Source organism: Streptomyces mauvecolor, from assembly GCF_039532965.1.
Classification (GTDB): domain Bacteria; phylum Actinomycetota; class Actinomycetes; order Streptomycetales; family Streptomycetaceae; genus Streptomyces; species Streptomyces violascens.
Genome location: NZ_BAAASQ010000038.1, coordinates 52,070 through 71,589 on the forward strand (window position 1 = coordinate 52,070; position 19,520 = coordinate 71,589).

At 68.6% G+C, this 19,520-nt stretch carries 21 protein-coding genes and 1 pseudogene; 11 read left to right on the top strand and 11 right to left on the bottom strand.

Going from position 1 to position 19,520, the window contains the following annotated elements; genetic code table 11:
• Window positions 1-11: 11 nt before the first annotated feature.
• From ABD346_RS34235 to ABD346_RS34250, 4 genes and pseudogenes are all read right to left on the bottom strand, one after another.
• A pseudogene (locus ABD346_RS34235) lies at window positions 12-200 on the bottom strand (NADP-dependent oxidoreductase); the annotation flags it as partial.
• A gap of 129 nt (window positions 201-329) precedes the next feature.
• Window positions 330-884 carry a UDP binding domain-containing protein gene (locus tag ABD346_RS34240; protein ID WP_344380213.1) on the bottom strand — a complete coding sequence of 185 codons (555 nt, stop codon included), beginning with the start codon at window positions 882-884 and terminating at the stop codon, window positions 330-332.
• Window positions 799-1,143, bottom strand: a complete 345-nt coding sequence (locus ABD346_RS34245) for a hypothetical protein (protein WP_344380214.1) — start codon at window positions 1,141-1,143, stop codon at window positions 799-801. Before ABD346_RS34245 ends, ABD346_RS34240 begins: the two co-directional genes overlap by 86 nt.
• 30 nt (window positions 1,144-1,173) lie before the next feature.
• On the bottom strand, window positions 1,174-1,470 hold the full coding sequence (locus ABD346_RS34250; RefSeq protein ID WP_344380215.1) for a winged helix-turn-helix transcriptional regulator: 297 nt from the start codon (window positions 1,468-1,470) through the stop codon (window positions 1,174-1,176).
• 139 nt (window positions 1,471-1,609) lie between these two features.
• On the opposite strand from ABD346_RS34250, the gene ABD346_RS38700 reads away from it, so the two are divergent.
• From ABD346_RS38700 to ABD346_RS34275, 5 genes are all read left to right on the top strand, one after another.
• Complete coding sequence (locus ABD346_RS38700; RefSeq protein ID WP_381226454.1) at window positions 1,610-2,275, top strand: carboxymuconolactone decarboxylase family protein; 666 nt, start codon at window positions 1,610-1,612, stop codon at window positions 2,273-2,275.
• A gap of 41 nt (window positions 2,276-2,316) precedes the next feature.
• Window positions 2,317-3,999, top strand: a complete 1,683-nt coding sequence (locus ABD346_RS34260; RefSeq protein WP_344380216.1) for an L-aspartate oxidase — start codon at window positions 2,317-2,319, stop codon at window positions 3,997-3,999.
• A gap of 131 nt (window positions 4,000-4,130) precedes the next feature.
• Complete coding sequence (gene nadC, locus ABD346_RS34265; protein WP_344380217.1) at window positions 4,131-4,997, top strand: carboxylating nicotinate-nucleotide diphosphorylase; 867 nt, start codon at window positions 4,131-4,133, stop codon at window positions 4,995-4,997.
• 63 nt (window positions 4,998-5,060) lie between these two features.
• Window positions 5,061-5,354, top strand: coding sequence for a DUF1330 domain-containing protein (locus ABD346_RS34270; protein WP_344380218.1), 294 nt, complete (start codon window positions 5,061-5,063; stop codon window positions 5,352-5,354).
• A gap of 601 nt (window positions 5,355-5,955) precedes the next feature.
• Window positions 5,956-6,249, top strand: coding sequence for a hypothetical protein (locus ABD346_RS34275; RefSeq protein ID WP_344380219.1), 294 nt, complete (start codon window positions 5,956-5,958; stop codon window positions 6,247-6,249).
• Between the two features lie 846 nt (window positions 6,250-7,095).
• Here ABD346_RS34275 and ABD346_RS34280 read toward each other — a convergent pair.
• Window positions 7,096-8,106, bottom strand: a complete 1,011-nt coding sequence (locus ABD346_RS34280; RefSeq protein WP_344380253.1) for a glycoside hydrolase family 113 protein — start codon at window positions 8,104-8,106, stop codon at window positions 7,096-7,098.
• A 130-nt stretch (window positions 8,107-8,236) separates the two neighbouring features.
• Here ABD346_RS34280 and ABD346_RS34285 point away from each other — a divergent pair, with 130 nt between their 5' ends.
• A complete protein-coding gene (locus tag ABD346_RS34285; protein ID WP_344380220.1) occupies window positions 8,237-8,929 on the top strand; it encodes a TetR/AcrR family transcriptional regulator in 693 nt (230 codons plus the stop codon).
• A gap of 103 nt (window positions 8,930-9,032) precedes the next feature.
• Window positions 9,033-9,599, top strand: a complete 567-nt coding sequence (locus ABD346_RS34290; RefSeq protein WP_344380221.1) for a dihydrofolate reductase family protein — start codon at window positions 9,033-9,035, stop codon at window positions 9,597-9,599.
• Between the two features lie 577 nt (window positions 9,600-10,176).
• Here ABD346_RS34290 and ABD346_RS34295 read toward each other — a convergent pair.
• Together ABD346_RS34295 and ABD346_RS34300 are read right to left on the bottom strand one after the other, a co-directional pair.
• Window positions 10,177-10,710: a helix-turn-helix transcriptional regulator gene (locus ABD346_RS34295; RefSeq protein ID WP_344380222.1), complete on the bottom strand. Its 534-nt coding sequence runs from the start codon at window positions 10,708-10,710 to the stop codon at window positions 10,177-10,179.
• 191 nt (window positions 10,711-10,901) lie between these two features.
• Complete coding sequence (locus ABD346_RS34300; RefSeq protein WP_344380223.1) at window positions 10,902-11,216, bottom strand: RICIN domain-containing protein; 315 nt, start codon at window positions 11,214-11,216, stop codon at window positions 10,902-10,904.
• 1,048 nt (window positions 11,217-12,264) lie between these two features.
• Between ABD346_RS34300 and ABD346_RS34305 the strand changes: the two genes are divergently transcribed.
• Window positions 12,265-12,546, top strand: a complete 282-nt coding sequence (locus tag ABD346_RS34305) for a hypothetical protein (protein WP_344380224.1) — start codon at window positions 12,265-12,267, stop codon at window positions 12,544-12,546.
• A gap of 700 nt (window positions 12,547-13,246) precedes the next feature.
• Entirely contained in the window at window positions 13,247-13,684 is a 438-nt protein-coding gene (locus ABD346_RS34310; RefSeq protein ID WP_344380225.1) for a DUF2867 domain-containing protein, read from the top strand.
• Window positions 13,685-13,704: 20 nt separating this feature from the next.
• Here the strand turns inward: ABD346_RS34310 and ABD346_RS34315 are convergent, their stop codons facing one another.
• Window positions 13,705-14,562 (bottom strand): alpha/beta hydrolase, encoded by an 858-nt coding sequence (locus ABD346_RS34315; RefSeq protein ID WP_344380226.1) that lies wholly within the window; start codon window positions 14,560-14,562, stop codon window positions 13,705-13,707.
• Between the two features lie 104 nt (window positions 14,563-14,666).
• Between ABD346_RS34315 and ABD346_RS34320 the strand changes: the two genes are divergently transcribed.
• On the top strand, window positions 14,667-15,077 hold the full coding sequence (locus tag ABD346_RS34320) for a winged helix-turn-helix transcriptional regulator (protein ID WP_344380227.1): 411 nt from the start codon (window positions 14,667-14,669) through the stop codon (window positions 15,075-15,077).
• 600 nt (window positions 15,078-15,677) lie between these two features.
• On the opposite strand, the gene ABD346_RS34325 is transcribed toward ABD346_RS34320, so the two are convergent.
• Both ABD346_RS34325 and ABD346_RS34330 read right to left on the bottom strand, forming a co-directional pair.
• Window positions 15,678-16,046, bottom strand: a complete 369-nt coding sequence (locus ABD346_RS34325; protein WP_344380228.1) for a DUF805 domain-containing protein — start codon at window positions 16,044-16,046, stop codon at window positions 15,678-15,680.
• A gap of 244 nt (window positions 16,047-16,290) precedes the next feature.
• Entirely contained in the window at window positions 16,291-16,821 is a 531-nt protein-coding gene (locus ABD346_RS34330; protein WP_344380229.1) for a hypothetical protein, read from the bottom strand.
• A 399-nt stretch (window positions 16,822-17,220) separates the two neighbouring features.
• Between ABD346_RS34330 and ABD346_RS34335 the strand changes: the two genes are divergently transcribed.
• Entirely contained in the window at window positions 17,221-18,111 is an 891-nt protein-coding gene (locus ABD346_RS34335) for a hypothetical protein (RefSeq protein WP_344380230.1), read from the top strand.
• A gap of 273 nt (window positions 18,112-18,384) precedes the next feature.
• On the opposite strand, the gene ABD346_RS34340 is transcribed toward ABD346_RS34335, so the two are convergent.
• Window positions 18,385-19,125 (bottom strand): class I SAM-dependent DNA methyltransferase, encoded by a 741-nt coding sequence (locus ABD346_RS34340; RefSeq protein ID WP_344380231.1) that lies wholly within the window; start codon window positions 19,123-19,125, stop codon window positions 18,385-18,387.
• Window positions 19,126-19,520 lie beyond the last annotated feature (395 nt).

The following is a 19,520-nucleotide window of genomic DNA, read 5'->3' on the forward strand; positions in this document are numbered from 1 at the left end:
GTCAATGCCGCCGCCGCCTCGCGCAGTTCGTCTGCGACCGGGCCCGCACCGAGGGGGACGACGGCGTCGTAGCCGAGTTCCTCGACCACGTACCGGCTCTTGTGCCGGGAGCTGGTACTGCCGATGATCCTCCTCACGCCTCCCAGGCGGGCGGACTGCCCGGCCAGTGAGCCGACTCCACCGGCCGCGGCCGTGACGAAGGGGTCCACCACGATGCTTTCAGCCTGGGACCGATGGGTCCGGAGCTGCTGCGCGCCGAAGTGACCCGCGAGGACTGACCTGTTGGGTCGCCGACGCCTCGAGCGACTGACCGCCCTGTGGCCGCGCCATCACTGGCCCTCCCGTCCCCGCGGGGTGAGGATGGCGGGGAAGAGATCGCGGCCGGCGTCGCACCAGGTGCTGGCGTTGAGTGTGCCGCGGCCGTCGATGACCTGCGCCTTCGTGGCACGCGCGGCGGGACGGTGCGGATCGGCGTGGCTGAACTGAGCCCATTCGCTCAGGTACAGCAGCAGGTCCGCGTCCTGGACGGCGGCGATCGGATCGTCGGCGTAGCCGAGCTCGGGGTGCGTCTTACGGGCGTTGCCCCCGGCCTGCGGGTCGGTGACGGTAACGGTGGCACCGAGCTCGGGGAGTTCGGGACGAGGGCGAGGGCGGGCAAGTCCCGGATGTCGTCGGTGTTCGGCTTGAATGCGACGCCCCAGACGGTGACCCGCTTGCCCATGAGATTGCCGTCGAACTGCTGGCGTGGGCCATGAAGCCGCGAATGCCCTTGGGCAGGCAGCCGCCGCCGAAGCCGGGTCAGGGCCGCATCCCGCGACGGCCGATGCGTGCGTCGTGGCCGAGGATGTCTGCGAGGGTGGTGACGTCGGCGCTGGAGGCTTCACCGACCTCGGCGATGGCGTCGATGAAGGAGATCTTCGTGGCGAGGAAGGCGTTCGCGGACGCCTTGGCGAGCTCGGCAGTGGCCCAGTCGGGAACGATCGTCGGCGTCCCCGATTCGATGAATTTCTCGCAGCACTGCCGCTGCCGCAGGACGGCTCTGGCCCAGGTGTATTCGGTCTCGAAGCCGAGGACGAGCCCGGTCGGGGCAGAGCATGTCCTAGATGGCGACCGATTCCCGCAGGAACTCCGGATTCCACGCACATCAGGGCTCCACCTGGCCGGGTGCGACCTTCAGGTCTCCGTGGGCTCTTGATCGTTGCGTTCTAGCTCTTGTGCCCAGGTGACCGCCCACTCGTCCAGCCGGCGGAAGGCGCCACTGAGTTCTGTTCCCAGCCGGGTGAGCTCGTAGCCATCGGCCGAGGGCGCGATGATCCCGCTCGATGTGAGTTCGCGAAGGCGCTGGTAGAGGACGCTGGATGACAGTCCCTCGCACCGCGCCAGCAGCGCGCGGGCGCCGAGTGGACCCGCACGCAGCTCCCAGAGAATGCGCAGTGCCCACCGGCGGCCGAACAGGTCCAACGCGGCCATGAGAGGGCGGCCGGTCGTCGATCCACGTACCGGTATTCCTGGGCGCGGTGTCGGCATGACCCTCCTTGCGTTTCGGTATTAGAAACACTAGCATCCACCGGGCGTTTCGGATTTCGAAACAAACTCGACGGGAGAGCCGATGTCTCGGATAGCCCTGCTGGAACCGCCGTACACCGACCAGGCCGGCGCACTGCTCGCGCGCATGATGCCGGGGGACGCCCAACCGATCGGGTTGTTCCGGATGTTCGCCCGAAACCTCTCGATGGCCGGCGCCATGCACGGGTGGGGCCGCTACGAGTTGGGCCGGCAGCTGACTCTGACCATGAGGGAACGCGAGATCGTCATCGACCGGACGTGCGCGCGGTGCGGCTGCGAGTACGAGTGGGGCGTGCACATGACGACGTTCGCCGAGCGGGTGGAACTCACCCGCAAGCAGGCGATGTCACTGGTGCACGGCGGTCCGGGCGACCCGTGCTGGACTTCCGAGCCGGAACGGCTGCTCATCCTCGCTGTCGACATGCTGCACGAGCGTTCCGACATCGATGACGCGTTGTGGGCACGGCTGGCCTCGGTCTTCGATGACCTCCAGCTGCTCGACCTGCTGCTGTTGTGCGGGTGGTACCACGCCGTCAGCTTCGCAGCGCGCACCGCACGCATACCGCACGAGCCCGGCACACCACGCTTCTCCCACTTCACCGAGGTCCCCGACGACCACACGGGCGAGGAGACCCTCCCGGCGGCCGCCAGGGCCGACACCACCCGCCGTATCGCCAACACCCCGCTCGCTTTCGGGGGCTCCCAGTGACCGTGTCCGCAACAGGAACGGGAACAGGCACCGCGACCGGCATGCGCCTGCACGCGCCGGCACCAGGCTGGTCGATCGACGCGGACGTCGTGGTCGTCGGATCGGGCGTGGCAGGCCTCACCGCGGCCCTGCGCTGTGATGCGGCCGGCCTGCACACCGTCATCGTCACCAAGACCGGCCTGGGCGACGGCTCCACGCGCTGGGCCCAGGGCGGCATCGCGTCAGCCCATGGCGAGGGAGACACCCCTCAGCAGCATCTGGACGACACGCTGGTCGCCGGGGCCGGGCTCTGCGACGAGAACGCGGTCCGTGCCCTGGTCACCGAGGGTCCTGACGCCATACGACGGCTGATCGCCACCGGAGCCCACTTCGACACCTCGCCCGAGGGCGACCTCCACCTCACCCGTGAGGGCGGCCACCACCGTCGCCGCGTCGTCCACGCGGGCGGCGACGCCACGGGTGCGGAGGTCTCCCGTGCACTGGTCGAGGCGGTGCGGGCTGCGGCCCTCCTCACGATTGAAAACGCCCTGGTTCTGGACCTGTTGACCGACATCGAGGGCCGCGCGGCAGGCGTGACTCTGCACGTCATGGGCGAGGGCGAACACGACGGAGTCGGCGCGGTCCGCGCGCCTGCCGTCGTGCTGGCCACCGGTGGAATGGGCCAGGTCTTCTCCGCGACGACCAACCCCTCCGTCTCTACGGGCGACGGCGTGGCGCTTGCCCTGCGCGCCGGTGCAGAGGTCTCCGACCTCGAATTCGTCCAGTTCCACCCCACCGTCCTCTTTCTGGGCTCCGGTTCCGAGGGCCGGCAGCCCCTGGTCTCCGAGGCGGTACGGGGCGAGGGCGCGCACCTGGTCAACGCGACCGGCACCCGCTTCATGCTCGGGCAGCATGAACTTGCCGAACTGGCCCCCCGTGACATCGTCGCCAAGGCCGTCAGCCGCCAGATGCGGCTCCATGACACCGAGCACATGTACCTGGACGCCCGCCACTTCGGAGGCGAGATGTGGCAGGCCCGCTTCCCCACGATCCTCGCCGCTTGCCGCAGCCATGGCATTGACCCGGTCAAGGAGCCGATCCCCGTCTTCCCGGCTGCTCACCACGCAGCGGGCGGCGTACGCACCGACCTGCACGGCCGCACCACCATCCCAGGCCTCTATGCCTGCGGCGAGGTGGCGTGCAACGGAGTCCACGGCGCCAACCGCCTCGCCTCCAACTCCCTCCTGGAGGGCTTGGTCTTCGCGGAACGCATCGCGCAACACATCACGGCAACGTCCCGCAACCGCCCCGAACCGGAGACCCTCGAGGGCACCACGCTTCCGCTCCTGGCTCCCGACTCCCGCCTCGCGATCCAGCGGATCATGACGAAGGGAGCCGGAGTGGTCCGCTCGTCGTCGAGCCTCGCCGAGGCTGCCGCGCAGCTCGAATCGATCAGCGCGGACGCCGACGCCGAAACCCCCGGCGACCGCAAACCTGCGGTCCCCGGCGTCGAGTCCTGGGAGGCGACGAACCTCCTGTGCGTGGCCCGCGCCCTGGTCGCCGCCGCACAGAGCCGCGAGGAGACCCGTGGCTGCCACTGGCGCGAGGACCACGATGACCGCAAGGACGCGGCCTGGCAGCGCCACTTGATCGTAACCATGCGCCCCGACCGTTCCCTCGATGTTCGTGCCACCGCCACAGCGGAATTCCCTCCGACCCTCCCTCCCCTTCTCCAGGAGCGGTGACCGTGAGCGCCCCCGACCTTCCCCCCGTCCGGCCCGAAGGCTCCTTTGGCGACTGCGCCTGCGGCGTGGCGGGTGACCGGTGTGCCGAGCCGGGGCGAGTCGACTCGAAACGAAAGCTGAGGACCACCCGCATGCAGATCCCTCAGATGGCAGCCCGCGACGCCGTGGCACTCGCGCTGTCCGAAGACGCAGCCGCCGATGACGTCACCACTCGATGGAGCGTCGCGCCAGGACAATGGGCGACGGCGGTCATCGTCACCCGCCAACCGGGGCTGGCCGCCGGGGTGCCCCTGGCCGCCGAGGTCTACGCCCGCATCGGCGGTGAGACACAGATCGACGAATCAGTGCCCGACGGCACTCGCCTTGAGGCCGGCGACGTCCTGGCGAGGATTTCCGGCCCTGCGCACCAGATCATCACCGGCGAACGGACGGTCTTGAACTTCCTCCAGCGCCTTTGCGGCATTGCCACACTCACCGATCGGTATGTGACCGCCGTGCGCGATCTGCCCGTCCGCGTTCTGGACACCCGCAAGACCGCTCCTGGGCTGCGGTTGCTGGACAAGTACGCGGTCGCCGCAGGCGGCGGGAGCAATCATCGGCTGGACCTCGCCGCCATGGTGCTGCTCAAGGAGAACCACATCGCAGCCGCGGGCGGCGTCACCACCGCCATCGACAGCGTCCGCAAGAACATGGCGTCGGAGGGAAGGGCCATGGCCATCGAAGTGGAGGTGGCCACGCTCGCTCAGGTTCGTGAGGCGCTGCAGGCCGAGCCGTCGTGGATCATGCTCGACAACATGACCGTGCCGCAGGTGGCCGAGGCCGTCCGTCTTCGACGCGAACTGGCCCCAGACTCCGACATCAGGCTGGAGGCCTCGGGCACGATCACCTTGGACGACCTGCGCGCGGTCGCGGAGACCGGTGTCGACGCCATCTCTGTCGGCTCGCTGACCCACAGCGCGCCGGCCATGGATCTGAGCATGCTTCTGAACATCGCTTGATCTTGAAAGACCATGAAGTGTGCATTCGAAGTCAGACGTACAGTCGCGAACAGTGGAGGTCTCATGGCCAAGGGCTATTGGGTCAGTGCGTACCGCACCATCACCGACCCCGAGAAGCTGGCTGCCTATGACAGGCTGGCCGGTCCGGCGGTCCGGGCAGGGGGCGGACGGACCCTCTCCCGTGGTAGCAGGGCTGTCGCACACGACGCCGGCATCGCCGAGCGCACCATCCTGATCGAGTTCGACAGCTTCGATCAGGCCGTCGCGACACACGCGAGTGCGGCCTACCAGGAGGCGCTGGCCACTCTCGCAGACGCCGTCGAGCGCGACTTTCGCATCATCGAAGGCCTCGACTGACGACCGACAGGCTTCGCCAATGGCCTGGAGCACTCCCAGCTCATCGGCGTCTCGCCGCCCTCAATCGTGGACAACACCCCTTCCAGCAGGAGGCTTGCGCGGCCGGTCGGTGTGGGAGGGAGATACGGCCGGCTCGCTCTTCGAGCCCGTATCCGCTGTCCTCCCGGCGCCTGCGGCCGGCCAGCCGCCGAAGGGGCCCGCCCATGGGGCCGGTTGGCCGTACGGAGGCCGGACGCCTCACCTGCCCGCACGACGCAACGCCGTCGCCCAACAGACACCCGGTGCAGGAGGCCGAGGAGGGTCTGCCCAGCGGCCCGGAGCTTTTTTGGAGGTAGCCGGACTGGGTGACACCAGCGGTGACCTGACGGCCCGTGGCCTGGCTGGCCCTCCGGAATCCGCCGACCGCAATCGCCCTGTGCCCCCCGTGCTGTGGTTCACGCCGATTCCGGCCCGCCCACAGCGCGGCGTGCCGACCAAGGCGGTGAGGATTCCCCGATTGCGGCGCGCCGCCAAGTGCTTGAGGGATACGTCGTATTACCTCTGTACCCACACGAAGTCGATCTGTCACAGATCGCGTCCACTTCTCTCCACCGGAGATGACATGCACAAGCTTCGCAAGGCCGCCGTGCTGGTCGCTGCCCTCGGCACCCTCGGAATGCTGGCCACCGGCACCGCCCAGGCGCACGACGGGGGTCACGGGAAGCACGGCGACCGCTTCAACGTCGGACAGAGCACCACCTGCAGGTCGCACGACCTGAACCTCAACATCCTCGGCCAAGTCGGCATCCTCAACGGCCTGCTGGGCAACGCGCTCAACGGCGAAGGCAACCCGAGCTCGCAGCAGACCTCCATGGGCTCCAGCATGGGCTGCAACAACACCGCGTTCAGCAAGTAACGTCACCACCTCCTCGGTGCCCAGCCACCAGCCGGGCACCGAGGCAGGTGACCCCCTGAGTGACCTTGAGGCGAAAGCCTTCCGCAACTGGCCGTCAGGGTGCGGAAGGTTCGACGGTGAAGGCGGTTCCGAGACCGTTTCGGAACTCGCCTGTTGAGCCGTCGGGAGCCATTCGGGCAGGTGATACGCGGCGCATGTACAGGTCAGCTGCTGCAGTGCCAGCGGGGTTTGAACCCGCGGACGAATGGGAGCAGGTCCGCCCCGTCTCCGTAAACGAACGAGCCCACCCCGGCGTGGGGACGAGGGCGATCAGCACTCGCATGAGGTGTGCACTGCCGTCAGGCACCGGCGACGGATGCCGGGTCGTAGGCGCGCGGCGCCGCACCAGACCGCAAGAACTCCCAGGCCTCCATGCCCCGCTCACCCGGACCGCGACCCGGCCTGGACTGTCACGATGTCGCCTGAGGCCACCGGTTCTCCAGGTCGGCGACGCCTGCACGATGGGCTTCTGCCCAGCGGACGGCTTCTGGCACCTTGCGGTTTGGGTGGTCGATGCACCAGCGCGGCCGGGTCCCGATTCGCGGCGCGGCACCCGCCGGCGTCGAGGCCGAGAGCGTGCGTGACGTGGTCCATGAATCGCTCGCGACTCACCGGGCGTTGCCCTCGCAGGACTGCGACGACTTGAGCGCGGGCCCAATTGTTCGGTGAGCCGTCAAGACGCTGACGACGGACGCGACCCCTGCGGCCACACTCCCGAGCATTTCGGCGGATACCGCTCCCTCTGCTCGGGATCCGCACTGCGGCGCAGTGCGGATCCCGAGCCGTGTTCACCGTGCGCGGGGCCTGTCACCTCCGGTACCGCTGTGCCACTGCCGTGAAGGCGGCCTTGGGTTCCCATTGCATGTCGGGGTAGGTGTGTCCCTGGCGCCCTTCGAGGAGTTTGACGATGCCCAGGCCGGCCCGGTCCAAGTCGTCCCTGGGGTCACCGTCGGGGCGGTGCGGGTAGCCGGGCAAGGCGAACAGGAACACGAACGCGCTGTCCACGCCTTCGGTCTCGAAGACCTCCAGCAATTCGCTCAGATATGTGGCCTGGCCGGCCTCGTCACGCTCGTATATGCCGTTCAGCCGTACAGGAGCCTTGGTCTCCGGGTCGTGCTCGACCACTTCCAGCACCCGTCCACCGCGGTCGCCCGCGCCGCGGTAGGCGGCGGTGCCGAACCCGGTGATGGCAAGCGGCTTCGGGCCTTGAGCCAGGGTGCGCACCGCTTCCCGGAACCGGTCGGCGACCTCGGCGGAGCGGATCAGCTCGAACGTCACCATGTCGAAGGGAGTCCAGTCGACCTGCTCGAACTGGATGGATGCGTAGGTGAGTTTGCCGTGGAAGCGCTGGCGGACCGTGGCCGCGGCGTCACGGAGGAATGCGTTGATGCATACCCCGAGCTCGCGCATCGCTTCGGCCCGTCGCTCGGGCTGGCCCATCAGCTGCTCGACCCGTTCCTCGGGGCTTTCTCCGGACAGGAACCCGCGGTTCATCACGCTCAGCTCGACCCCTGCGACGAATACGACCGTGGCTCCCTGCTGTCGAAGCCGTTCCGCTCGCTCGGCGCAGTCGCGGAAGAGCGTGAGGATCTGTTCCGGATCCAGCTCCAGCGGATAGGGCGAGAACCAGACCTCCAGGCCGAGTTCGGCGGCGGCACCGGCGGCCAGCTCCAGTCGTTCCGGGTCGCCGCCGATGATCTGGACCGCGTTGCAGTGCAGGTCGTCGCGGATGATGGCGAGCTCCCGCCGGACCACCGCCAGGTCGAAGTCCTCGCGGGATGTCTGGCCGTGCATGACGAATCCGGTGTCGTAGGTCATTCCTCTTGCTCGCATGGTGACGTCCTCTCTTGGTCTCCGTCGGGCCGAGGCTGACAGAAAACATGCGTGCACGCAAATTTACGTACGCGCAACTTTGCGCGTACGCAGTCCTGTGTGGAACGCTGACACCGTGACGACACCACCACCAGGACTGCGGGAGCGGAAGAAGCAGGCCACGCGCGAGGCGCTGCAAGAGGCAGCCCTGCGCCTGGCCGTGGAGCGTGGACCGGGCCAGGTGCGCGTCGAGGACATCGCCGAAGCGGCCGGGGTCTCGCCGCGCACCTACAACAACTACTTCGCCAGCCGTGAGCAGGCGATCGTCTCCGCTGTCACCGCGGACCGGGAGGCGCGCATAGCGGCGGCGGTCGCAGCCCGACCAGCAGGAGTACGCCTGGCTGACTCCGTCACCCAAGCAGTGGTCGAGCAGTACACGCACACCGGCGAGCGCGAACACAAGGCGCTGCTGCTGATCACCTCCCACACCGCGCTGCGCGACGCCTTCTTCGACGCCACCGCCTCCATCGAGCCCCCTCTCACGGCGGTGATCGCCGAACGCCTGGGTGACGCCGGAGCGCACACAGCCCGCGTTCTCGCGGCAAGCGTGGCCGCGGCGATTCGCATCGCGCTGGAAGACTGGCTCCAGCCGGCCGCAAACGCCGAAGCCGCCGAGAGTCTCGCCACCGGAGGACTGGTCGTGCCCTCCGGCTCCCTGCCCGACCAACTCCGCACGGCGCTGGCCCCGCTCGCGCCCGCGTTCGACGCCGCCGAGCAGCACACCCAGCCGAGACGCGGCCGTCCGAGTCGGCCGAGTACCCCACGCTGAGCCCCGAGCGTGAGGACTGCTGGCGAGCCCAGGTCGCGCACCGATGAGTTTCCCGTGCCGTGCTGGTCTATAAGCCGGACACTCACGGACGGAAGGCTGGGCCATGCGGAAACTGATCTACGGCATGAACCTGACCCTGGACGGCTACATCGCCGCGGCCGGCGACGACATCGGCTGGAGCGGGCCGCCGAGCGATGAGCTGTTCCAGTGGTGGCTCGACCAGGAGAAGGCAAGTGGCCTGTCGCTGTATGGGCGCAAGCTGTGGGAGACGATGAGTTCCTACTGGCCGACCGGCGATCAGCAGCCGGGCGCCACCCCGGCGGAGATCGAGTTCGCGCGGAACTGGCGGGACACACCGAAGGTGGTGTTCTCCTCGACGATCGACACGGTCGGCTGGAACACCCGCCTGGTCACAGGCGACGCGATCGCCGAGATCACGCGGCTCAAGGCCGAGGACGGCGGCGCAATGAACATCGGCGGCGCGACCCTCGCCGGGGCAGCCATGCGCGCCGGGCTGATCGACGAGTACGTGATCGCTGCCCATCCGGTCCTGGTGGGCAGCGGCACGCCGTTCTTCACCGCGCTGGGCAGTTGGGTGAACCTGAACCTGGTGGAGACGCGGACGTTTCCCGGCGGTGTGGTCCTGACCAGGTACGAGACGAGGCGCTGAGCAGCAGCACCCACGCGCTGGTCTCACGGTGATGCCGTAGACGGCACGGGTCCGAGACGGGCCGCGAGATGACGACATCAGCCGCGAGCCTCTACGGGCCGCTCCGGGCGCTGTCCAGGCTGTGGGATCTCAACGCTCGCGTCACAAGGAGGGGCTGTGGTCTGGGGGTTTCCGTTGGTGTTCCGCGGCAAGGAGCAGAACGGCTGGGTGGTCCTGGCGGAGGAGACCCTCGACGGCGATGTCCTGGAGGGCTGGCTGACGATGGCCATGGAGGTCATACGAGAGCTCCCGCCCAAGTGGCCCGGCCCGCCCGATCGTCTGCGGCGCCGACCAGTACTCACTGGTCCCCGGCGCCGCCGCCGTTGGACGTGCCGACCGCCGCTTGCGGGCTGCCGCCGTTCTCGCCCTGCTCGGCGAGGGCTCGGGCGGAGCGCAGCAGATGGCTCCCCAACTGCTCAGGGTGCGGGGCGAGTTCGGGGTGCCCTGGATGGTTTCGCTGGGGCCGAGGTCGATGCCGAGGAGTTGTTCGGCGATGGGCTGGGGATTGTTGCCGACCGGGGCGAGGATGCTGGTGTGTTCATCGAGGGAGTGGACGCGGTCGGACAGGGGCCAGGTGACGCGGAAGTCGCCATTCGGCGTGTTCGGTGTCGTAGGCGATGAGGTTCCAGTCGTAGGCGATGAGGTTCCAGATGGGGTCGGCGGCGACCAGGGTGTGCGGTTCTACGCGCCGTCGTCCCGTTTTGCCGCTGCCTCTGCGGTAGGTGAAGGTGAGGGTCTCGTGCTCGCGGCAGGCGGCGGCCAGAGTGGCGAGCGTGGAGGGGTCGCCTGTTGGGCCGGTGCTCCAGGGCACCGGTAGCGGGGCGGCGGTGGACTGGATCGCGGTGACTTGGCGGCGCAGCCGGACGCGCAGGGCCTGTTCGAGCTTGGCCAGGGCGCGGACCACGGTTTCCTCGATGCCGGCGACGCCGCTGGTGGCGGTGTGCAGGGCGACGGCGATGGCGACGGCTTCCTCGTCGTCCAGGAGGATCGGTGGCAGGTCGGTTCCGGCGGCCAGTTTGCAGCCGCCGGCCTGCCCGGTGGTGCCCTGGACCGGGCAGCCCAGGGTGCGCAAACGGTCGATGTCTCGGCGGGGATGGTGCGCAGGGTGGCGCCAAGACGTTCGGCGAGCTCGTCGCCGGTCCAGGTGCGGCGCATCTGGGGCAGGGAGAGCAGGCGCAGCATCCGGGCGGACTGACACCGCCGGGCCGGGAGTTGATGTGCTACCCCGGCCATGAGATCAGGGGCGGGTGCGCCAGAATCCGGCTACTTCACCGGTGTCAGGACCCATGCGTCGCTGAGCTTCCGGCTCATGCCCTGAATGGCTTCGGCGCCCCGCTCCATGCTGTCGCCCTCAATGGCCAGGGAGGCGATGGCGTTCGTGTTCACGACCATCCTGGTCCCGTTGTCGCCGAAGCGGGTGTATCCGATCGCCCACAGCTGTGACTGTCGGGCCGGGTCAGGCGTCGACTGCAGGACGGCCGCGCCACTCTCCTTGCTGCCGCCCTGCACGTCCAGGTACTTGCCGCTCCACCGGGCCCTCAGTCGGCAGTGCTTGGGGCCGAGCGCCGCGGGGCTCAACTTCCCAGATCTGGGCGTCCGTTCCGTTGGTGTTCCACTGGTAGACGGTGACGCCGTCCTCCTTGCTCGCGCCCCGACACATCCAGCACGAGACCGCTCGTGACACTGGTCAGCGTGTAAGCACCAGCGGGAATCACTTCTGCCCCGAGACGCTCCCTCATTCACAGGTAGGGGTGATGTGCAGGGGAAGCCCCGGCACGAAACGCGGGCTCGTTGCGAACCCGCCCGCAAGAGCCGAACCCAGTCCTCTCACAGCCCCACCCGCGCGGCCAAGCGATCACCGAAAACCCGCAACGAGATTGAAGGAAGTGCTGAACCGGCAGAACCCTGATTGCCGACAGCAGCCAGACGATCCGGCAGTAGGGCGGTTCCCCACCGACGTTCCGGTGCCAGCCAACGGCAGCGGCAAGGCCGACTTCGTGATCTGGCGCCCGCCGAACGGCACTTGGTCCGTCCCGCGCACGACGGACCGTGGCCAGACACCCTCAACTCCCCGCGCCCCGTGCGGGTCAAGGTCGGCCAGAACGGCATCGGCCACGGCGTCGTCTCGATACTGAAGCGCTGGGCCGAGACCGGCCGGCACCACGCACAGATCGTGGGTGTGATGGTTTCGGAGTCCCCAGCAAGGACCCCCGCTGCCTCGATCATGCGGCCGTGGCGCAAACGCGATGAGATGTGTCCCGCGACCCGAAGCCTCCTGCTCCCGGACCCGTCCAGCGGCCGCGGCCGCTTCGCCTGTACGTCGACCAGACGACGGCCGAGCAGTTCTCCACCCCCAAGCTCCTCTCGACCACGGACGGCTGGGCCCAGATCGCGTCGAAGAAGGCGATGAAGACCCGCGGCACCGAGTCCGAACCGCGCCGAGGCGGTGCTGCTCGCCCTGTACGAGCCCCAGCCTCTCCACAGGCCGCGCAGCCGCGGCCTCCTGAACTCGATCGCGGCTTCCGGCGCGCCTTCAGAGCGTTTTGATGGTATTTAATCTAATTTTCGTGACCGTAAGGAATCGATCTGCCACGGATCGCACCCACTCCACTCCCTTGGAGACCACGTGAACACGCTTCGCAAGGCGGCCGTCCTGGTCGCCGCCCTCGGCAGCCTCGGAATGCTGGCCACCGGCACGGCCCAGGCACACGACGGCGGGAAAGGCGGCGACAGCTTCAACATCGGGCAGAGCAGCAACTGCAAGTCGCACGACCTGAACGTCGACGTCCTCGGCCAGGTCGGCATCCTCAACGGCCTGGGCGGCAACCTCCTGAACGGCGAGGGCAACGCGGGTGCTCAGGAAACCCACCTGGGTTCGAGCATGGGCTGCAGCAACAGCGCCTTCTAACCAGGGCTATCGCAAAGTCTCAAGCCTGCCGCATCGCATCTGGTCAGGGCCTTGAGCCTCTGGCCGCAGGCGAGTGTTCCCTCCCCTCACAGCGGACATCTCCACGCTACGAGGGGAGGGACAGGCGAGACCGTCCCTCCAAAAGAGCTACACCCAACTGGTTTTACGGCTGCACGCCTGAGGTCGAGGCGAGAAACGTGGCCCGCCCCCACATGCGCAGGGAGGACGCCCCGTCGCAAGTGCGGTGGGTGTAGCTCCTTTGGAGGGACCGGCCGAGCCAGGACTTCGGCAAAACGATCACGAGAGGTACGACTGCTCGCCGGTCGAAGGGGTCGACGGTGAACCCCTACAAGCGGCCCAGCAACGAGAAGAGGGCCGCCGAGGGCCGGGGTGAGCTCACGACCGCGAGTTCGCGCCTGATACCAAAACACCTTGGAACCGTGGTGCCTGCGGAACTGCTTACAGACAGCTCGGGCGATCGGCGAGGCCCGGCCCGACATCGGCGGGTACTGCTGGCACGAGCTCACCGTACGGCCAAGGGCCCCGAACACTGCCGGGTCACTCACACACTTCAGGGCCAATACCCGATCGACAGATGACTGTTGTGGCGTCTGACGATCGGGCCCATGCACCGCGCGGTTGTCGAGGACCTCCTCGACGACGTCGAACGCGCCGCCATCAGTCTGGGCCTGAACCCGGGATGCCGACCGAACCTGAGGCCTGGACCGACGTGTTGCGCGGTGCGCCGTTCCCGGTCGTAGGACGCACCGGACTTGAGCTCCTCCTCGGCCGGGAGGACCGGCATCTGGGCTTCCGCGCCTCCACCCTCGTCGCGTGCGGCCCGGTCACCTTCGGCACAGTCGTCCGCCTTCACAACCCGGCTGGTCGGCTCTACTTCGCCGTCGTACGCCGCGTCCGCCCCTTCATGGCCCGCCTGATGCTGCGCCGTACCCACCGCCGACCGGCGCTCGCCGTACCGACCGCGGCAGACCGGGCCACGAGCGTCACGACCGAGCTGCCGCCCTGGCACGGAGCAACACCGCGACGCAGGAGGACTGGCACAGCGCCCCGGCTGTGCGGACGGCAAACGAGCGATGCTGCCCACCGGGGCTGTCCGCCCGAACCTCCGACCGTGTGATCCTTCGGCCGCGTTCCGGCTCACTTCGGCAGGTCGGCGGAGAGGAAGGGGGCGAGGAGCGCGAACAACGCGTCGGGGCAGTCGAGGGGGATGATGTGGCCGCAGTCCTGGAGATGGTGTCCGACCAGGTCGTCGGCTATGGGCCGGAGTTGGCGTTCGAGGCCGGTGCCGACGGGGTGAGAGCCCACGGCCATGGTGGGCATGGTCAGCCGGGCCGTCGCGACGGCGTCCTGGATCTGCTGCGCGCTGGTGGGCAGGGCCCGGTAATAGGAGAACGCGCAGCGCAGGGCCTCGCTCCCGGTGTACGCGTGGACGAAGGCCGCACGGATGTCGTCGGGGACTCCTCGCCCGAGCGTCCCCGAGTCGAGGAACCAGTCGATGTACGGTGCCTCGTTGCCGGCCAGGACGGTCTCGGCAAGGCCGGGGACGGCGTGGAAGCCGAACCACCATGGGGCGCCGCCCGCGACTACGTGTTCGGCTCCGGGCAGGCGGCCGAGCAGTGCCTCCATGACGACCAGGCGCCGCACGCGACCGGGTCGGCGCAGTGCGAGCAGGACGGCGGGGGCGGTGCCCGCGTCGATGGCGACCACCGCTGCCGTGGGTTCGCCGAGTGCGTCGAGCAACCCTTCGGCGTCGGCGGCGAGGGTACCGGCGTCGTAACCCTCGACGGCACGTGCGCTGGCGCCGAAGCCTCGCAGGTCCGGGGCGATGACCCGGTACTGCCCGGCCAGCCGGCCCATGATGCCGCTCCAGAGCCGCCAGGTGTGCGGGAAGCCGTGCAGCAGGAGAACCGCAGGTCCCTCCCCGGCGATCGCGACGTTGAGCTGGACGCCGTTCGTCTCGATGCGGCGCAGTCGGTGTGCGGTGGTGACATGCATGGCAGATCCTCCCACTCAGTGGTTACCATTGGTGACCACAGAACGATAGGTAACCGCCCGGCCGCTTCCTAGACGGCACTTTCACGGAAGGTGGTGAGCCCCAGGTGACCACCCGAGGATCCCGGGCCACCGGTCGCGGGGTACGCGGCGATCTCTTCGATCCTCTGTGCCCGACGCGGCAGTTGCTGGACCGCATCGGCACGAAGTGGACGTCCATGGCCGTCAAGACGCTCGCCGATGCCGCACCGGACGAGGTGCGCTTCGCGGAGCTGAGACGCCGGATGCCCGGCGTCTCGCAGAAAATGCTGTCCGTGACGCTGCGAAGTCTGACCCGCGACGGGCTGGTGTCGCGCCGGGTCGAACCGACCGTGCCGCCCCGGGTCTTCTACCGACTCACCGGACTCGGGCTGTCTCTTGAAACCGTGCTTGCAGGGCTGCGGACCTGGGCGGAGGAACACATGGCCGAGATCGACCACGCCCACCAAGCCGCCGATCAGGAGGTCGATGAGGGATAGACGGGCGGTTCCGCTCTCAGTGCTGATGCTGGTGTGTTGAGCGACTTTCCGTGTGGTCACAAAAGGTGGGGGCGGCGACGCTCTCGGTGGACATGAACGTAGATCTTGGTGGGCTGGCTGATCCGCCAGCCGCGCCGTCAGCAAGGCGGCCCGGGCCGCACAACCGTCACCGCGGCCATGTCCGCTCTCTGGTCAGCGTTCAGCGCGTAGCCCCACTCGGCCGGCTTCCCGATCACGTACCGGCCCGCCTCGGCGGATGGCCAAGGGGCGTTCTCCAGGGCCCAGTTCCCCACCCGGCGGTTCGCGATCCGCACCGCAAGCCGCGACCGCGCCAACACAGAACCGGCTCGGTACGGCCCTCGGGCCGGGGCGGCTCTACAGATTTCTTAGGAGGAGACGGAGTCTTCGGCCGGTAGCCCCGGTGGCCGTCCTCGGCATCGGCATACAGCGGCGGCACTGCCCCAACGGGCCTCCGGCGCAGAGGAGCGGAGCTCGTGCGCGTCCTCGACGACCATCCGGCGGGGTGCGCTCCTGGACACAATGCCGCAGGCCCCGACGACGGCCTGATACGGCGTCATCGGGGCCCCGGTGTATCGAGCGTCAGACGGCGGGAAGCGGGGGAAGCGGGTCCGCGGTGCCCGGGTACGGACCGTAGGACTCGTCCGTCGAGCTCTCGCCGACGCACATGATCAGCACTGCGATCGAGCCAATGGGGATGATGCCCCACAGGACATTCCAGCCCGACCGGCCGGTGTCGTGGAGTCGGCGGACGGTCACGGCGAGATTCGGCAGGACCGTCGCCAGCGTGTAAAGGGTCACGGGCACCATTCCGATGCCCAGAGCCGGCCCGCCGAAGTAGAGCGCGACAGTGATGACGCTGTCGATCAGCGCGAACATCCAGAACTCGGCGCGCGTGGCCCGGCCCTTGAACGTCGCGTACTTTCTCAGCCCGTCTATGTAGTAACGCATGATTAATCCCCCCACGGGACAGAAAGATGCACTTGTCCCGAACGGGCAAGTCAAGGCGAGGAATATAAGCTACAGATAAAGTCCCGGTCAAATGACCATTCGACCAGGGCGGATGACAGCCACACGTGTACGGGGGCATGGGCGGTCAACCCGCTCTCTGCGGCCTCCGACAGCAATGCATCCCGACGGCACGGGGCGTTGGGGCCAGGCGGGGTGCTGGACGCGTCCGCGCTGCCGCCGGCAACTACCCGTCCAGGTCGGCCAGGGCCCAGCGTCGCCGGCCACCGTCTGCCTGATCGGTATCCGTGCCGCACGAAGCGACTCCCAGCGCGGTCACCTCCCGCAACAGGCGCTCGTCCTCGGGTGCGTGGCCGGCCTGGTGGGACAGGACGAGGATGAGAGCCTGGTGGTCCTGGTCGGCCAGGTGGAGGCTGACGCGGCGGCCCCCGTCGGTCAGGGCGGCCCGGGTCAGCAGGACGGTCACGGCCGTGATGCCGGCTTCCCGGTCGGTGTCCAGGTGGTAGCCCCATCCGGCCAGCTTGCCGATGACGTGCCGGGCCGCTTTCGCCGGTTCCCAAGGGGCGTTCTCCAGCGTCCAGTTCGCAGCCCTGCGGTTCGCGATCCGCGCCGCAAGACGCGGCCGTACCAACATGGAGCGAAGTGTCGCGCCTTCGGGGCGTGGCGGCTCGACCGGCTTCTTCGGCGGAGGCGGGGTCTTGGGCGGGTAGTCGGGGCGATGGCCGTCCTCGCCGTCGGCATCCAGCGGCACTGCCACAACTGCCTCCCCACGAGCGGGTGTTCAGGCCCCGGGGGCCCGTGCTGTTCATCGTAGCTGCGCGGCTCGAACCCGCGGTGCGGAACGGGCGGAAGAGTCCCCGCCATCCGGATACGACAAACCCGGCAATTGAGCGGCCGGCCCACAACCCGCGCCCCGAATCGCGCATGGCTGCATCCTCACATCCCTTGCTCGCGGCACTGAACGTGGGACTTCACGCTGGGGAGCTCTGCCGTTTCCGAACGGCAAAGCCGTGCTGGGTGCCGGGCAGCATGCGGCTGGACGCCTGCAGGTAGGCAGGTAACTGGTCAAGCTGTCGGTCAGAGCGTCCTGGCCGGTCATGATGACCGGCCAGGACGCTCTGACCGCCGCGTTACGATGCGTCGTTTTGAGGGGATCATGAGTCTCACCGTTCCGCCGCCCCCGGTCGACATCGCGGAGCACTTCCCGGCGCTCGCGCCGTATGCGCGTACGGTCACGCTGCTGTACCCACGTATCGGCACACCTGGGCGGGAAGACAGCTCGCTCGGCGGGCCCTTGCTGTGGCCTGCCGAGGAGACCTGGCCGAGCTGCACCGCGGCCGACCACTACAACCCCGCCCGTGACTGCGCGGTCGTCGGCCCCGCTCCTGTCGCCATGGTGCCCGTGCTGCAGCTGTTCGCGCGCGATGTCCCCGCGCTCGTCTTCCCGCCCGGCACCGATGCGCTCCAGGTGCTCTGGTGCCCGCTGGTCCACTCCGAACACGACCAGAGGTCGCCGGTGCCCGTACTGCGATGGCGCTCGACGGCCGAGGTGCTGCCCCAGCCGCTGTTGGAACAGGCACCGCTGCCGTACGAGTTCGACGACGACTACGTTCCACGGCCCTGCGTGGTCCACCCCACCGAGACCGTGGAGTACCCGAACGGGGACCTGCCCGCCGAGCTCTGCGAGCGTGTGGGCAACTGGAGCAGCGAGTTGGAGGAAACCGCCGGGATCTCGTACTACGACGCCTTCACCACTCTGCAGAGCAAGGTCGGTGGATACCCGGGCTGGACGCAGGAACCGGACTGGCCCCACTGCACCTGCGGCGTGCCGATGGAGCACCTGCTGACGATCTCGGCGAGCGAATCGTGCGGCCGCTGGCTCCCGGCGGAGGAGCGAACCCGCCCCGGGTCCGGCTGGGAAGTCCGCGGCCACCACGAGTACGAGGACGACAGTCACGGGATGGACATGGGGGACTGCGGAGGCGTCTACGTCTTCCTCTGCCGCGGTTGCCCCGACTGGCCCACCACCCACCGCTACGACTGCTGAACCCGGCCACGCGTGACCGGCCCCGGTGGGAGCTCGACCCGTGGCTGCCCACGGGCGAGTACGGCTCTGTCCCCGCCCACCTCAAGAAGGAGTTCTCGTTGTGCGTGCGGTACAGAGCGATGTCCACGGAGGTCCGGAGGTACTCGCGGTCCGGGAGGCCGACGAGCCGGAGTGCGGAGCGGGTGAGGTGCTGGTGCGCACGGTCGCGAGCAGCGTCGACCCAAAGGAGTTTCACCACAGGCGGGGCTCGCATTGGCAGCCTGGTGGCAGACCTCAAGTCGGCTTGCGCCACACGGAGATGTGCTTCGCGGAGTCCTGGGTGAAGGGCGCCCCGCCCCAGTCCGCGACGCGACGTTCCAGCTCTAGCCCGGCGATCTGAGCCATCAGGTCGAGCTCCGCCGGCCAGGCGTACCGATGCCGGGAGTTACCACGGCGGTAGCGGCCGTCGTCGCCGTCGCGGGTGAAATGGTGCGAGACGAGAATCTGCTCGACCAGGTCGAAGGTGTCGAAGCCGAGATGCTGCTCAGACACGTCGAACGGCACCGCGACCTGGCCGGGCGGAAGGAACCGCAGCGGTGGCACGCCCAGCTCGATGACGAACCGGCCGCCGGGCTCCAGATGACGGGCAGCGTTGCGGAAGCACTCGACCTGTTCGCCCTGCGTAAGCAGGTTCGTGATGGTGTTGTAGACGAGATACACAAGGCTGAACTCGCCGGGGACGACGGTGGTGGCCATGTCCCCGATGATCACCGGGAGCATGTCCACGTCGATCTTGCGCCGCAGCACCGCCGCCATGTGCTCCGACAGTTCGATACCTACTACCGGCACGCCACGTTCCCGGAGGGGAACGCCCACTCGTCCGGTCCCGATGGCGAACTCCAGTGCCCGGCCGTCTCCGGCGAGCTCGGCGAGGAAGGCGAGAGTCGGTCCGAGAACGGCGGCCGAGGACATTTCGGTCTCCTCGGCGTCGTAGCGGTCGGCGGTCGCACGGGTCCACAGCTCACTGCTCGTCACGGACGGCCACTTTGCCGGGTGCAGAGGACGCTGTCGACGCATTTACCTCCCACCCGATCCATCCTGGAGATCATCTCGTCAGGAGTTCTTGGTATGGCGGAGTCCGGGGCGGGGGGGCTGGCGACCTTTGCCGGTGACGGAACGCGCGTCCCGACACTCCAACGGCTCCGGTCACCTGTCCGACCAGGCCGGCGGAACCTGCCCGCCGGCCGGTCGAGCGGTCAGCGTGCCGGCACAGCTCGACGATCTCGGCCCTGGACTCCGGCGTGAACGCGCGGCGAGGGCGTGGCTTCTTCTCCCCCGCGCTCTCCGTGATGGGCATCATCCCTACCGGGGTCGAAACCGCTGATCAGGGGTGTACGTCACGGCGAATCAAGCCCTTCACCGTGCACGCG